Raw genomic sequence first — 14,071 nt, forward strand, 5'->3', positions numbered from 1 at the left:
TTGAGCTAAGACAGGCTGGATATCGAGGCTGGATGTGCCAGAACGGTTGGGGGATCGATCTGATGAAGTCTTTTTCTGCTGCCCGAATTCTGCCGGCGGATCGTAGGGCGAATCGCCCACGGGTTGACCCGGGCCGACCGAGCGCGCGATCGGTTGCCTCGCGGGCAGTCGGGCTGGTCACCACCTCGGCCGTGATCGCCGGGCTCGGCGCCGCCTACGCGGCCCCGGCCAGCGCGGCGGCGACGCCGCCGGCCTTCGTCCAGCAGGTGAGCACCCACCTGACGAACAAGACCAGCGTGACAATGACCCCGACCGCCACCCTGGGGGACGGGAATCGACTCATCGTCGAGGTCGGCGTGTGGAGCGCCGCCAACGCGACGGCCAGCACCATCACCGACAGCGCGGGGAACGTCTACCGCGAACTGGTGCACACCACCGCTGCCGACCACACCGAGATGAGCGTCTGGACGGCACCGATCACCGCCGGCGCCGGCACGAAGCCGGTGATCACCGTCAAGGCGACCGGCACGGCCGATATCGGAGCGGTGGCCCTCGAGTACTCCGGCCTGGCCGCCGCCGGGGCGACTGCGGTCGATCAGTCGGCGACCAAGAACGGCCTCACCACCGCGGCCGCCACGGTGAGCTCCAGCGCGACCCCGGCCGTCACCGGAAGCAACGAATTCGCCCTTGGTTTCTATGTTGATTCCGGCTTCGGCGCCACCCTTGGAGCCGGTGCCGGTTTCACCCAGCGGGCCAACGTCTCGCCCAACGGCGACATGCAGATGCTGGTCGAGGACGCCCCGGTGGCGATCGCCAGCACCCCGGCCGCAGCGACCGCCGCCGGCAAGAACACCTACTGGCAGATGGCGACCATCGTCTTCAACCCGGCCCAGACCGGGCCGGCGACGGCGCCGTCGGCCCCCACCGGCCTGATCGCCACGGCGGGCGACAGCTCGGCCAGCCTCAGCTGGGGCGCGCCGAACAACGGTGGCAGCCCGATAACCTCGTACACCGTCACGCCGAAACAGGGCACCACGGCGCTGACCCCGATCAGCATCACCGGCACCCCGACCACGGCGACCATCCCCGGGCTCACCAACGGCCAGCAGTACTCCTTCGACGTCACCGCCACCAACAGCGTCGGCACCGGCCCGGCCGCGACGTCGAACGCGGTCACTCCGGTGGCCGCCCCGGGCGGTAGCTGGGCCCCGCTGCGGACCTGGCCGATCATGCCGCTGGCCACTCACCTGCTCTACAACGGCAAGACGATCTCCTGGGACGGCTGGCAGCAGCCGCAGCCGAGCGTCGTCTGGGACCCGGCCAACCCGACGGTCTTCACCACCATCAACCCACCGGACAGCATCTTCTGCGACGGAGCCGCCTCCCTTCCGGACGGGCGGCTGCTGGTGATCGGCGGCTACGGAGGCCTGTCGACCGGCCAGCTCGGCATCGTCGACACGAACATCTTCGATCCGGCGTCCAACACCTGGTCACGGGTGGCCGACATGAACTATCCGCGCTGGTACCCGACGGTCACCGAACTCGCTGATGGTCGTTACCTCGCGGTCAGCGGCAACAGCAGCGACACGATGACCTGGGCCGATACACCCGAGGTGTACGACCCGGCGAGCAACACCTGGACGCTCCTGCCGGGCGTCAACACCTCCTCCGTGCACGAGGAGGAGTACCCGTTCAGCTACGAGGTGCCCAGCGGTGACGTCTTCGTGATGGGTCCGGAGGAGGACAACTCGCACCTGCTCAACGTCGCCAACCAGACCTGGACCAACGTCGGGTCCAGTGGACTCTTCAACGGCTCGTCAGTGATGTACCGCCCGGGCAAGATCCTCTACAGCGGCGGCGCACCGCTGATCGACGCGCAGGTCGGCTCGAAGAACAACACCGCGGTGGTCGACCTGAACGCGGCCACGCCGACCTGGCGCCAGACGGCTCCGATGGCCTACAACCGGATCTACCACAACCTGACGATGCTGGCCGACGGGACAGTCCTGGCCGTCGGTGGCTCGGCGACCAGCGATCAGACGGTGATCACCACCGGTGTGCTGCCGACCGAGATCTGGAACCCGACCACCGAGACGTGGACCACCGGCGCGTCGATGGCCGCGGCCCGCAACTACCACTCGACGTCGGTGCTGCTGCCCGACGCGACGGTCCTGGTCAGTGGCGGCGGCCACTCCGAAGGCCTGCAGAACCCGGGGCAGTACTCGTCGCAGATCTACTCACCGGCCTACCTGTCCCAAGGCCCCCGGCCGACGATCACCTCGGCTTCGGCCTCGGCCACCTACGGCGATCCGATCACGGTGAACACGCCGGACGCGGCGTCGATCACCGCGGTGAACCTGGTGTCGCTGGGGGCGGACACCCACCAGATCGACATGAACCAGCACTTCGTCCCGCTCAACTTCACCGCCGGTAGCGGCTCCCTGAACGTCACCGCGCCGGCCTCGGGCACCATCGCCCCGCCCGGCTACTACATGCTCTTCATCCTGAAGAACGGCGTGCCCTCGATAGCGAAGTTCGTGCATATCGGCGCCGCCACCGCACAGACGGTCCCCGGCACCGTCACCGGCACCGTCGCCGTCGCCGGCAACAAGACGGCCAGCGTGCAGTGGAACGCCCCGACCGACGGGGGCGCCCCGATCACCTCCTACCAGGTCACGCCGTACATCGGGACGACCGCCCAGGACCCGGTCCTGGTCAGCGGCGGAAACCCGGTCGCCACCTCGACGACGGTCACCGGCCTGAGCAACGGCACCACGTACACCTTCAAGGTGGCGGCGACCAACGCCGTCGGAACCGGCCCCAGCTCGACGGCCTCCAACGCCGTCACCCCGGCGAGCGCGCCGGCCGCGGCCTTCGTCCAGAAGGCCACCGGCAGTACCGGCGCCGCCACCAGCGTCTCGGTCACACCGGGGGCCAATGTTGCCGTCGGCGATCGGATGCTGGTGCAGGTCTCGGTCTGGAACGCCGCGCACACCACCGCCTCCGGAGTGACCGACTCTGCTGGGAACGTCTATACCGAGTTGACTCATAAGGTCGCCTCCGACGGCACCGAGATGAGCGTGTGGAGCGCGCCGGTCACCGCTGGCGGGGTGAGACCCTCGATCACCGCCACCGTCGGCTCGACGGCCGACATCGGGATCACCGCGCTGGAGTACTCCGGGCTCTCGACTGCGGCCGGTAGCGGCTCGCTCGACACCAGCGCGCAGGCGACGGGCACGACCTCGGGTGCCGCTTCGGTGAGCTCCGGGGCGACCGCCGCCGCGTCCTCCAGCGGCGAGCTAGCGGTCGGCTTCTACGCCGACTCCGGGTTCGGCTCGACCCTGGTCGCGGGCTCCGGCTGGACCCAGCGGGCCAACGTCTCGCCGAACAACAGCATGCAGCTGCTGGCTCAGGATCAGAGCGTGGCGGCCGGGGCGACCGCGAACTCGACGTCGACCACCGGCGCCAACACGATCTGGCTGGCGGCGACGCTGGTCTTCAAGTCCGCCGTCTCCACGCCGCCGACCGCTCCGGCGGCGCCGACGGCGGTCTCCGCGATCCCCGGGAACAGCCGGGCCACGGTGAGCTGGACCGCCCCGAACAACGGCGGCAGCCCGATCACCGGCTATACGGTCACGCCCTACATCGCTTCGGCCGCGCAGCCCTCGACACCCGTCGCGGCGGGGAGCACGTCGACGACGATCAACTCCCTCATCAACGGGACGTCGTACACCTTCCGGGTCACCGCGACCAACGCCATCGGCACGTCACTGCCGTCGTCGGCCTCGAACTCGGTGGTCCCGACCGCGGTCGTGGCGCCGGCTTTCGTCCAGCAGACGAGCGCCCAGTCAGCCGCTAAGACATCGCTGACGGTGACGCCGTCGAGCAGCATCTCGGCCGGCAATCGGCTCATCGTCCAGGTCGGCGTGTGGAGTGCCGACGGCGCCACCACCTCCGCAGTCAAGGATGCCGCCGGCAACACCTACTCCGAACTGCTCCACTTCACGGCCTCGGACGGGACCGAGATGAGTGTCTGGAGCGCTCCGGTGACGGCGGGCAGCGGCACCAAGCCGGTGATCACCGCGACCACCACCAAGAAGGCGGACATCGGCGTCGGCTTCTCCGAGTACTCCGGATTGGCTGCGACGAGCCCCGTGGACGTGACCGCGCAGGCCGCCGGAACCACCACGGCGAACCAGGCGGTGAGCTCCGGCGCGACGCCGGCGACCACCCAGAACGGGCTGGCCATCGGCTTCTACGCCGACTCCGGGTTCTCGACCACGCCGACGGCTGACCCCGGCTACACGGCTCGGGTGAATCTGGCCAAGAATGGCAACATGGACCTACTCACCGAGGATGCCTCGGTCGCCGCGGGGGCGACCCCGGGCGCGAGCGCCGGTACGCAGGCCAAGACGATCTGGCTGATGGCCACCATCGTCTTCAAGAGCGCCTGAGCCCGCCGGTTGGAGTCGATCGCTGCGGCCTATCGAGGTCGACAGAACAGCCTTAATTTCCTGCGCCTTCTGCTGGCCGTGACCGTGCTTCTCGCCCACCAGGTCGAGCTCGGCGGGTTCGGGTCGGATCAGGCCTCACCCGAGATTCGAGCCGGGCGTTGGGCGGTGGCCGGCTTCTTCGCGATCTCCGGCTTCCTCATCACCAACAGCCGTCGCCGGCGGTCGTTCGGGTCCTACCTGCGCCACCGGTTCCTCCGGATCTATCCGGCGTTCCTGGTCTGCCTCATCCTCACTGCGGTCATCTTCGCGCCGCTGGCCCAGGTGATCGGGCCGGGTCGGGTCGAGTGGGGATCGGCCGGGCACTACGTGCTGGACAACCTGGCCCTGAACATCAACCAGTACGACATCCGGCACACTCTGGACTCGGTGCCGTTCCCGCAGGCCTGGGACGGCTCGCTCTGGACGCTCTACTTCGAGTTCGCCTGCTACCTGATGATCGGCCTGCTCCTCTTCGCCCCGCTGCGGCTGCACCGGCACCTGGTGCTGGTCGCCTTCGTCCTGCTGCTGATTGTGGCCAGCGCTCACGTAGCCGGTGGCCGGTTCATCAACTACACGGAGCTGGCGACCCTGGGTACGGCGTTCTTCGCCGGGGCGCTGGCCGCGCTGTGGAGTGACCGGCTGCGGCTGGGCTGGCCGATCGCCGCTGTGGCGGCGGTGGCCTGCGGGGTGGCGATGGCTGTCGATCGCCTCGACACCCTCGGTGCCATCCCGCTGACCTATCTGCTGCTCTGGCTCGGCGCCCGGCTGCGGCTGGACCGGGTGGGTGCGCGCAACGACATCTCCTACGGCATCTACATCTATGCCTTTCCGCTGCAGCAACTGCTGGTGCTGCTCACCGTGCAGCATCTCGGCTACCCGATCTCCAGCCTGCTGGCGATGCTACTCACCGTCCCGGTTGCCGCCGCCAGTTGGTTCGCAGTGGAGCGTCCGGCGCTGCGGCTGGCGCAGCGGTCCGACCGCTGGTTCGCCGGCCGCGCCGGGTGGGATGGTGAACCAGCGGAGGACCGAGGACGGACTTCGGGGCGTGTTCAGACGTTCCGGCACGAGCAGACGCCGAGCGCTACGTTGGAGGCGTGACCTTCCCGGGAGTGCCGCATGCGCGGCTGGCCGCGGCCGATCGCCACCGCTTGGCGGCCACCTTCGATGACGCCGCCGATGTCTACGACCGGGCCCGCCCCGGATTTCCGGCGGTGGCGCTGGATTGGATCCTCCCGGCCGGAGCAGGCGAGGTGCTGGACCTGGGGGCCGGCACCGGGAAGCTGACCCGCTCGCTGGTGGCCCGGGGACTCACGGTGACCGCGATCGACCCGTCGCCGAACATGCTGGCCCGACTGCGCGAACACCTGCCGACCATCGACTCACGGTTGGGCAGTGCGGAGGCGATCGATCTGCCCGATGCCAGCATGGACGCGGTGCTGGTCGGGTCGGCCTTCCACTGGTTCGACCGCCCGGCGGCCGACGCCGAGATCGCGAGGGTGCTGCGTCCCGGCGGCGTCGCCGGATTGCTGTGGAACCGTCGCGACCCGGCCTCGTCGAGCTTCAACGCCTTCGACGCGGCGAGCGTGGCGGCCAGCCACAGCATGGGACGGGCGGTGGAGCACCTGCGGCCGGAGCGCAACAGCTCAGTCGAACTGGATCGTCACTTCTTCGGCCCCACCGAGCGGGGCGACTTCGAGCACAGCCAGGAACTGAGCATCGACGGGGTACTGGAACTCATCAGTTCCCGCTCCTACGTCATCGCGATGCACGACGATGATCGCCGTGACCTGCTGGCGACCATCCGCCGCCGCATCGAGGCCGAGGTGCCGGCCGGGGAACTGATCGAGGTCGGATACACGACGATCGCGCTGCGCGCCGAGCGGGCGATCCCAGCCGGCTGAGCCGCCGGCGCGGTTGGTACCTCAGGCGTTGCGTTCGTAGATGAGCCGCAGGCCGAGCAGGGTCAGGTCGGGCTCGAAGCGGGTGATCGTCTCGGAATTGTCGGTCATCAGCGGGGCCAGCCCTCCGGTCGCGATCACCTCGACCGACTCCGGGGCGTCGGGCACCAACTCGCGGCTCAGCCGACGCACCAATCCGTCGACCTGACCGGCGAATCCATAGAGAATTCCGGACTGAAGTGCCTCGACGGTGCTCTTGCCGATCGGCGAGCGGGGCAGCACCAGCTCCACCTTGCGCAGCTGCGCGGCGCGGGCGGCCAGCGCGTCCAGGGAGATCTCGATGCCGGGGGCCAGCGCCCCACCCATGAACTCGCCCTTGGCACTGACCACGTCGAAGTTGGTGGTGGTGCCGAAGTCGACGACGATCGCCGGGCCGTGCACGAGGTGGAATGCCGCCAGCGTGTTGACGATCCGGTCGGCGCCGACCTCCTTGGGGTTCTCGTACTGCAGGCTGACGCCGGTGCGCACGCCAGGCTCGACGAGTACCGTGGGCAGGCCCGGGTAGTAGCGCTCCAGCATGACGCGTAGTTCGCGCATGGCGGCTGGGACCGTGGAGCAGGCCGCGACCCCGTCAACGGTGTGCTCGGCCAGCAGACCGCGGAAGGTGAGGGCAAGCTCGTCGGCGGTGCTGCGGGCATCGGTCTTGATGCGCCAGGAGTGGTCGAGCTTCTCCCCGTCGAAGATGCCGAGCACCGTGTTGGTGTTGCCGATGTCAATCGCAAGCAGCATGTGCCGCACCGTTCTCTCTGCGCTCGTGGCCGGTTCTGGTCGTTGAAGACCCGAAGCAGCCAGGACCGGAAGGGGTTAGCTCAGGTCAGGCCGATGTCTAGGCCGATGTCTAGGCCGATGTCTAGGCCGATGTCGAGGCCGATGTCGAGGACCGGCGCGGAGTGCGTCAGTGCCCCGACGGCAAGATAGTCGACGCCGGTCTCGGCCACTTCGCGGGCCCCGGCCAGAGTGAGGCCACCCGACGCTTCCAGCTTCACGTCCGGGAATTCGGTGGCGAAGCGAACCACCTCGCGCAGCTGGGCCGGCGGCATGTTGTCCAGCAGCACCAGCTGGGCGCCCGCCGCGATGGCCTCCCGGGCCTGCTCGACGGTGTCCACCTCGACCTCGATCGAGAGCTCCGGGTAGGCCTCCCGGACGAGCTCGAAGGCCGCCACGACGCCACCGGCGGCCGCGACGTGGTTGTCCTTGACCAGCGCCGCGTCCGATAGCGACATGCGGTGGTTGACCCCGCCGCCGCAGCGCACCGCGTACTTCTCCAGAGCCCGCAGGCCCGGCATCGTCTTGCGGGTGTCGCGGATCTGCGCCCCGGTGCCGGCCACCGCGTCGACCCACTGCCGGGTCAGCGACGCCACGCCCGAGAGGTGGCAGAGCAGATTGAGGGCGGTCCGCTCCGCGGTGAGGATGTCACGCACCGGCCCACTCACCGTGGCCAGCACCTCGCCCGCGGTGACGCTGCTGCCATCGACGGTGCCGAACTCCACCCGCAGCCGCCCCTCACCGACGACGTCGAAGGCCCAGGCCGCGACCGGAAGACCGGCCACCACACCGGCCGATCGGGGCACCAGATCGGCTGAGGCCACCTGCGTCGGCGCAATGATCGAGTTGGTCGTCACATCGCCGTCGGCGCCGATGTCCTCCTCCAGCGCCCGGGTGATCACCTCGTCGACTCGCCACGGTTCAAGGCCGGCCGACTCGACGACGGCACGGACGCTGGGATCGACGAACGTCATCGGGTGAACTCCGTAGTAAGGGTCGGGGTGGGCTGGGGGTCGGCGAGCATCTCCGGGAAGATGTTGCCGCCCCCGGTCGCGGTGGCTTCGGTGCGGTCGACGAGCGTGGTGTCCAGGTGACCGCGCCAATGCTCGTCATCGCGCTCGGCGAAGTCCTCGCGCCAGTGCGAACCGCGGGTCTCCTCGCGCAGCTGGGCCGCCTCGACCAGCGCGGTGGCGACGGTGAAGAGGTTCGTCGCCTCCCAATGCTCGGTGCCCGGCTCGTCGCAGCTGTGCGCACCCAGCTCGGCCAAGCCCCGCGCCGCCGCGTCGAGGCCCTTGGCGTCACGTAGCACCCCGGCGTGCTCGCTCATGATCTGCTGCAGCGCCGGGCGAACTTCGGCCGCCAGTACCGCCGCCGGCGCGCCGGCGGCCACGGTCTCCGGGGCCGGCGCCGGCTCGACCAGCGTCTCAACCAGCGTGGCCGCGATCCGCCGCCCGAAGACCAGCCCCTCGAGCAGGGAGTTCGAGGCCAGCCGGTTCGCCCCATGCACGCCGGTGCAGGCCGTCTCTCCGCAGGCGTAGAGGCCGGGCACGGTCGAGCGTCCGAGCAGGTCGGTGTGCACGCCGCCGGAGGCGTAATGGGCCGCCGGCACCACCGGGATCAGGTCCTGCGCCGGGTCGATGCCCAGCGATCCGAGGGTGGCATAGATGGTCGGGAAACGGACTCGCCACTTCTCGGTACCGAAGTGCCGCGCGTCCAGCCACATGTGGTCGGCGCCGGTCTCATGCATCCGTCGCAGGATCGCCTTGGCCACCACGTCGCGGGGCGCCAGATCAGCCAGTTCGTGCTGCCCCTGCATGAAGCGCACTCCAGCGTCGTCGACCAGGAAGGCGCCCTCGCCGCGGACCGCCTCGCTGACCAGCGGCTGCTGCCCCCGTGACCGGGCGCCGAGCCAGGCGACCGTGGGATGGAACTGAACGAACTCCAGGTCGCGGACGACGGCGCCGGCGCGGATGGCAGCGGCGACCCCGTCACCGGTCGCGACACTCGGGTTGGTGGTGGACGCGTAGACCTGCCCGAAGCCGCCGGTGGCGAGGACGACAGCCCGGGCCCGTACCGAGCCGACACCGTCACGCTGCCCCTCCCCCATCACGTGCAGGGTGACACCGGCCACCGAACCATCCGAGGTTTTCAGCAGATCCAGCACCAGCGCATGCTCGATGGCCTCGACGCCCGAGGCGCCCAGGACGCGGGCGACCAGCGCCCGTTCGATCTCGGCGCCGGTCGCATCCCCGCCGGCATGGACGATCCGGTCGCGGTGGTGGCCGCCTTCCCGGGTCAGCGAGATGGCACCATCCTGGGCCAGGTCGAAGCGGGCGCCGAGCGCGGCCAGGTCCCGCACCGCCGCCGGCCCTTCCCGCACCAGGACGCGCACCGCGTCCTCGTCACAGATGCCCGCCCCCGCGACCAGCGTGTCGGTGAGGTGCTGCTCCGGAGTGTCGCCGGTGCCGAGCGCCGCGGCGATTCCCCCCTGGGCCCAGCGGGTCGATCCGGCGGAGAGCACATCCTTGGTGACCAGCATGATCCGAAGGCTCGAATGGCGGGCGATCTGCAGGGCGGTGGTGAGCCCGGCAATTCCGGAGCCGACGATGACGACGTCGGTCTCAGCAGTCCAACCCTGCTCGGCCGAAGCCAGCCGGCGCGGCACGCCGACCGACGAGGTGGCGCTCCTCATGACTGAGCCTGCTCAGCACCGCTCGCTGCGGCCTCGACCCGCAGCCCGTCGATCTGGATGTTGTCGATGAGGCGGGTGGCCCCCAGTTTGGCCGCGACCAGCAATCGGGCCGCCTCGCCGGCCCGTGGCTGGCCGAGGTCACTGCCGCGCAGCGCAAGGTAGTCGGGGGTGACGCCGGCCGCAGCGAGGACGCGCTGAGCGGCGGAGACGACGGCTCGTTCGCCGGCGGCCGCCGCGTCACGTCCGGCCTCCAGCGCGCCGCAGAGGGCGAGCGACTGCGCGCGCTCGGCGGCGGAGAGGAAGACGTTGCGGCTGGAGAGGGCCAGCCCGTCCGCCTCCCTGACCGTCGGGACACCGACGATCCGCGGGCCGAGGTCCAGGTCGGCCACCATGCGGCGGATCAGCGTCAGTTGCTGGTAGTCCTTCTCCCCGAAATAGGCCCGATCGGGGCGAATGACGCTGAGGAACTTGGCGACGACCGTCAGCATGCCGTCGAAGTGGCCGGGGCGGGCGGCTCCCTCCAGCACCTGACCGAGGGGTCCGGAGTTGATCGTGACCTCGACCTCACCGGCGGTGTAGACATCGGTGAGCCCGGGGGCCCACAGCAGGTCGACGCCATGTGCCTGGGCGATCGCGACGTCGGCGTCGAGCGTGCGCGGGTAGCGGTTGAGGTCGGCCGGGTCACCGAACTGGAGCGGGTTGATGAAGACGGTGGCCACCACCGAGTCACACTCGGCGCGGGCGGCGTCCATCAGCGCGGCGTGCCCGTCGTGCAGTGCGCCCATGGTGAGCACCACGCCGACGGTGCCGCTCTCGCCGTACTGCTGGGCGCCCGACCGCTGGGCACCCGGGAGCTTGGCGCGGGCGGCGAGGAAGTCGGCCCGGCTGCGGACAAAGTTCACTGGTTCGCTCATGACTCGTCCAGTATCGCGGTTACCGCCGTGAACGCGTCGCCCCGTAGCTGTCCGGCGGCGCTGGCCCGTTCCGCCGTACGCCGGGCCATTGCGATGTAGGCCGCGACGGTCTGCGGAGCCTGGGCGCGCAGCGTGGTCAGATGGGTGGCGACGGTGGCCACGTCGCCCCGGGACACCGGACCGGTGAGGGCACCATCGCGCAGCCGCAGCACGTTATCCAGTGCGGCGCTGAGCAGCGGAGCGAGCAACCGGGGTGACTGCTCCACTCCAGCTGCGTCGAGAAGATCCAGCGAATCATTGACGATGGTGACCAGATAATTGGCGCCGATGCTAAGCGCGGCGTGGTACATCGGCCGGGCGAGTTCCGGGACCCAGACCGGTTCGCCGCCGATCTGAACGACGAGGGCTTCGGCGACCGGGCGCATCTCCTCGGCCGAAGTGACACCGAAGGCGGCTCCCTCCAGGCGGTCCAGGTCCTCCGGGCGGCCGGCGAACGTCATCACCGGATGCAGGGCCAGCGGCACGACACCCCGGGCGGCGGCGGCGTCGAGCACGCTGATGCCGTAGGCACCGGAGGTATGCGCGACCAGCGCTCCCGGGCGCCAGGCGTTGGTGGTAGCGAGCCCGGTGACGAGCGGACGGAGCGCGTCGTCGGGGACAGCGAGCAGGACAAGGTCGGCGTCGGCCACGACCTCGTCCGGGGGCAGTATCGGCACTCCGGGCAGTAGCCGACGAGCGTAGGCCTGTGAGCGGTCGGAGACGCCGCTGGCCGCAACCACCTCGTGGCCGGCCCGGATCAGCGCGGCCCCGAGCACCGACCCCACCCGGCCGGTGCCGACGACGCCGACCCGCAGACGTGGTGGCGCAGAAGTCACTGTTCGAACGTCCTCAGTAGTAGCAGTTCAATGCTCGGTGTGGTGCTGGAGTCACGCTGGTGGAGATGCCGCGTCCGGGTGTTGCGATGTTGATCGGCGGCAGCCTCGCGCGACACGGCTGATCGCCTCAATGCAGTGGTCGAGCCTACGCGGCCAGCCTCGGCGCGGCGCGTTGACCGCGATGCCACCCGCGCTCGATGCTCCCAAACGCCGCGGGGAAACGCCGGAACTCTGTGGCGCACCTAACTCGCTCCAGCCTCGTGTTCGGTGGCGCACCCGTCAGTTGGCCGGCCGTCGCCGCCAGCACCGACGGGCTCGGTGCCGATCGGTATGGGGGGTGGGTGGTGTTGGGTGTTTCGGACGGGTTGTTGGGTCGGGTCGATCCAGGGTGGTGGGATCCACCAGGGGACGCCGTCGTTGATGTAGACCTGCCAGCCCATCATCTGGAACGTCCGGTGGTGGAATCCGCAGAGCAGGCAGGTGTTGGCGACTGCGGTGATGCCGCCGTCTTGCCAGGGTGTGACGTGGTGGGCCTGCGTCCAGGTCGCGGGCATGGTGCAGCCGGGGAAACAACAACCACGGTCTCGGGCGAACAACGCCAGCCGCATCGTGGGGGTGGCGCAGCGTTTCGTTCGTCCGACGTCCAGCACTCCACCGGTGCGGCTCAGGGTCGTGGTGATGATTTCGGTCTGATCAGCTAAGCCCAGCGCCTCGTCCACCGAGATCAGGTCCCCGTGCGGGGTGCACGCGTAACCCTCGCCGGTCCGCAGTTGCTCGTCGCTCATAGTGATCAGCAGCGTCGTCGGCACCCCGCCGCTGGGTGGGAGTCCACCGTCGGCCAGCAGCCGGAGGGAGGAGTCCAGCAACGCGTCATGACGGCGTTGCGCCGGGGTCCGGGAGTCACGTTCCACCACCCCGTCACCGACACCGCCGCTGTCGCCGGCCGCGCCGCCCGTCGTGCCGGTCTGGCCGGCACCGGCATCGGTGTCGCTGGCCGGGGCGGGGGTCGCGGGGGTGGGTGCGCTGAGACAGTCGAGGACAGCTTCCAACGCAGCGCCGCAGGCCGGGGTCAGTGCCCCGGTCGGGATGACCATCCCATCCGGGCGCCGGGCCAACGTGAACCCCCGGTTCTGCTGCTGCCGGGTGTCAGACGGTTCGGTGCCGTCAGGGTCGAGATGGGCCACGATCCGGGTGGCGAGTTTCGCGAGGTCTCGGGGGGTGAACCAGCGGGCCTGGGCCACCAGCTCGGCCTGGACCCGGGCCCCGTGGGCGAAGTCCAGGTCCTCGCTCAACCCGTCCAGCGTGGTGGTGATGACCTTCGCATGCCCGGCCGAGATCACCCCCGTCTTCTGCGCGGCCGCGGTCTCACCGAACACCGGTTCCAGTTGTTCCCCGGTCAGACCGGTCCGCGGACCGAGGTCCTGCGCCGCTCTGACCCGGGCCTTCGCCTCCCCTGGATCGACCCGCAACACCCCCACCAACAACGCCTGCGGGGACGCGAACCCATATTCGCCGGCGAGTCCTCGTCCCATCACCGCCGACAGCAGCAGATGCTCCACCGCGACCTCCCGGCGGCGGTGCGTCTCCCACCCCTGCACCAGTTCCAGCAGCTCGGTGGAGGTCAGCGACGGCAACGGGGCGTCGAGCAGGGTGTCGACCGCCGCCGTGACCGCCTCCAACAGGGCAGCCACTTTCGGTGATGCGTCGACTTCAGGCCCTCCAACCATGCCCCCGACACTACTCGAACACGTGAGCGATGACAACCCGAATCATCAACAAAACTAAGGTGATTCGAGCCGCTCGGGATGGCTGGAGTGGTCCCGCCGCGAACCTACAACACCCCACCGACAATCTCAGACCTCTATCCACAGGCTCCGACCACGATCTTCACGCCGGAGCCCGTCGGTCGAATCGCCGGGGCTCGGCCAAGTATTGGTCGTCGCGCCAATTCGTCACCGACGGTGACGGTCGGCTAAGTTCGTGGCGTGATTACAGACCTTCGCCCGGTCAGCGAATAGGCCCAGAGATGACCTCACCTGCGCAGGTGGTCGCGGCCAGCTCCGACGCCGCAGACCTACACGCAACCGCCACCGCGCTGCTGCTCGAACTGCAGACTCAGCTCGGCGCTCTCGCCGCCACGGCGACCGTCGCCACCGAGCGCGGGCGACGTCCCTTCCGACCCCCAGCCGATTGGGGGCCCCGGCTCGGCGAATTGGCCTACGGCCTGTATCTGCTCGCGGATCAGACCGGCGTCGACGTCGAGGCGGAGATCCGCCTCACCGCCGATGCCCTCGTCCGTCGCGCGCAGCGCAGCGGTCCCGAGACCGGCTGGCCCTTCACATCCGCGTAGCGCTGCCCGCGCAGGACTGCCCGC

10 protein-coding genes are annotated in these 14,071 nt (G+C 69.8%); 4 read left to right on the plus strand and 6 right to left on the minus strand.

What is annotated here, in order from left to right:
* Nucleotides 1-62 precede the first annotated feature (62 nt).
* The 3 genes from CPH63_RS01170 to CPH63_RS01180 are packed head-to-tail and all read left to right on the plus strand — an operon-like array spanning nucleotide 63 to nucleotide 6,394.
* Entirely contained in the window at nucleotides 63-4,454 is a 4,392-nt protein-coding gene (locus tag CPH63_RS01170) for a fibronectin type III domain-containing protein (protein WP_096301203.1), read from the plus strand.
* A 9-nt stretch (nucleotides 4,455-4,463) separates the two neighbouring features.
* Nucleotides 4,464-5,591: an acyltransferase gene (locus tag CPH63_RS01175; protein ID WP_096301204.1), complete on the plus strand. Its 1,128-nt coding sequence runs from the start codon at nucleotides 4,464-4,466 to the stop codon at nucleotides 5,589-5,591.
* The gene (locus CPH63_RS01180) at nucleotides 5,588-6,394 is read left to right on the plus strand and encodes a class I SAM-dependent methyltransferase (protein ID WP_206745626.1); all 807 of its coding nucleotides are present in this window, start codon (nucleotides 5,588-5,590) and stop codon (nucleotides 6,392-6,394) included. Before CPH63_RS01175 ends, CPH63_RS01180 begins: the two co-directional genes overlap by 4 nt.
* Nucleotides 6,395-6,415: 21 nt before the next feature.
* On the opposite strand, the gene CPH63_RS01185 is transcribed toward CPH63_RS01180, so the two are convergent.
* The 6 genes from CPH63_RS01185 to CPH63_RS01210 all read right to left on the minus strand — a co-directional run bounded on the left by CPH63_RS01185 (nucleotide 6,416) and on the right by CPH63_RS01210 (nucleotide 13,424).
* On the minus strand, nucleotides 6,416-7,180 hold the full coding sequence (locus CPH63_RS01185; protein WP_096301205.1) for a type III pantothenate kinase: 765 nt from the start codon (nucleotides 7,178-7,180) through the stop codon (nucleotides 6,416-6,418).
* An 80-nt stretch (nucleotides 7,181-7,260) separates the two neighbouring features.
* Complete coding sequence (gene nadC / locus CPH63_RS01190; RefSeq protein ID WP_096301206.1) at nucleotides 7,261-8,190, minus strand: carboxylating nicotinate-nucleotide diphosphorylase; 930 nt, start codon at nucleotides 8,188-8,190, stop codon at nucleotides 7,261-7,263.
* Entirely contained in the window at nucleotides 8,187-9,908 is a 1,722-nt protein-coding gene (locus CPH63_RS01195) for an L-aspartate oxidase (RefSeq protein ID WP_096301207.1), read from the minus strand. The genes nadC and CPH63_RS01195 overlap by 4 nt, the downstream gene beginning before the upstream one ends.
* Nucleotides 9,905-10,822 carry a pantoate--beta-alanine ligase gene (gene panC, locus CPH63_RS01200; protein ID WP_096301208.1) on the minus strand — a complete coding sequence of 306 codons (918 nt, stop codon included), beginning with the start codon at nucleotides 10,820-10,822 and terminating at the stop codon, nucleotides 9,905-9,907. The genes CPH63_RS01195 and panC overlap by 4 nt, the downstream gene beginning before the upstream one ends.
* Entirely contained in the window at nucleotides 10,819-11,697 is an 879-nt protein-coding gene (locus CPH63_RS01205) for a Rossmann-like and DUF2520 domain-containing protein (RefSeq protein ID WP_096301209.1), read from the minus strand. The genes panC and CPH63_RS01205 overlap by 4 nt, the downstream gene beginning before the upstream one ends.
* Before the next feature lie 242 nt (nucleotides 11,698-11,939).
* Nucleotides 11,940-13,424, minus strand: coding sequence for an HNH endonuclease signature motif containing protein (locus tag CPH63_RS01210; protein WP_096301210.1), 1,485 nt, complete (start codon nucleotides 13,422-13,424; stop codon nucleotides 11,940-11,942).
* A gap of 299 nt (nucleotides 13,425-13,723) precedes the next feature.
* Between CPH63_RS01210 and CPH63_RS01215 the strand changes: the two genes are divergently transcribed.
* Nucleotides 13,724-14,047 carry a hypothetical protein gene (locus CPH63_RS01215; RefSeq protein ID WP_096301211.1) on the plus strand — a complete coding sequence of 108 codons (324 nt, stop codon included), beginning with the start codon at nucleotides 13,724-13,726 and terminating at the stop codon, nucleotides 14,045-14,047.
* Nucleotides 14,048-14,071: the final 24 nt, after the last annotated feature.

This window comes from Jatrophihabitans sp. GAS493 (assembly GCF_900230215.1).
Taxonomy (GTDB): domain Bacteria; phylum Actinomycetota; class Actinomycetes; order Mycobacteriales; family Jatrophihabitantaceae; genus MT45.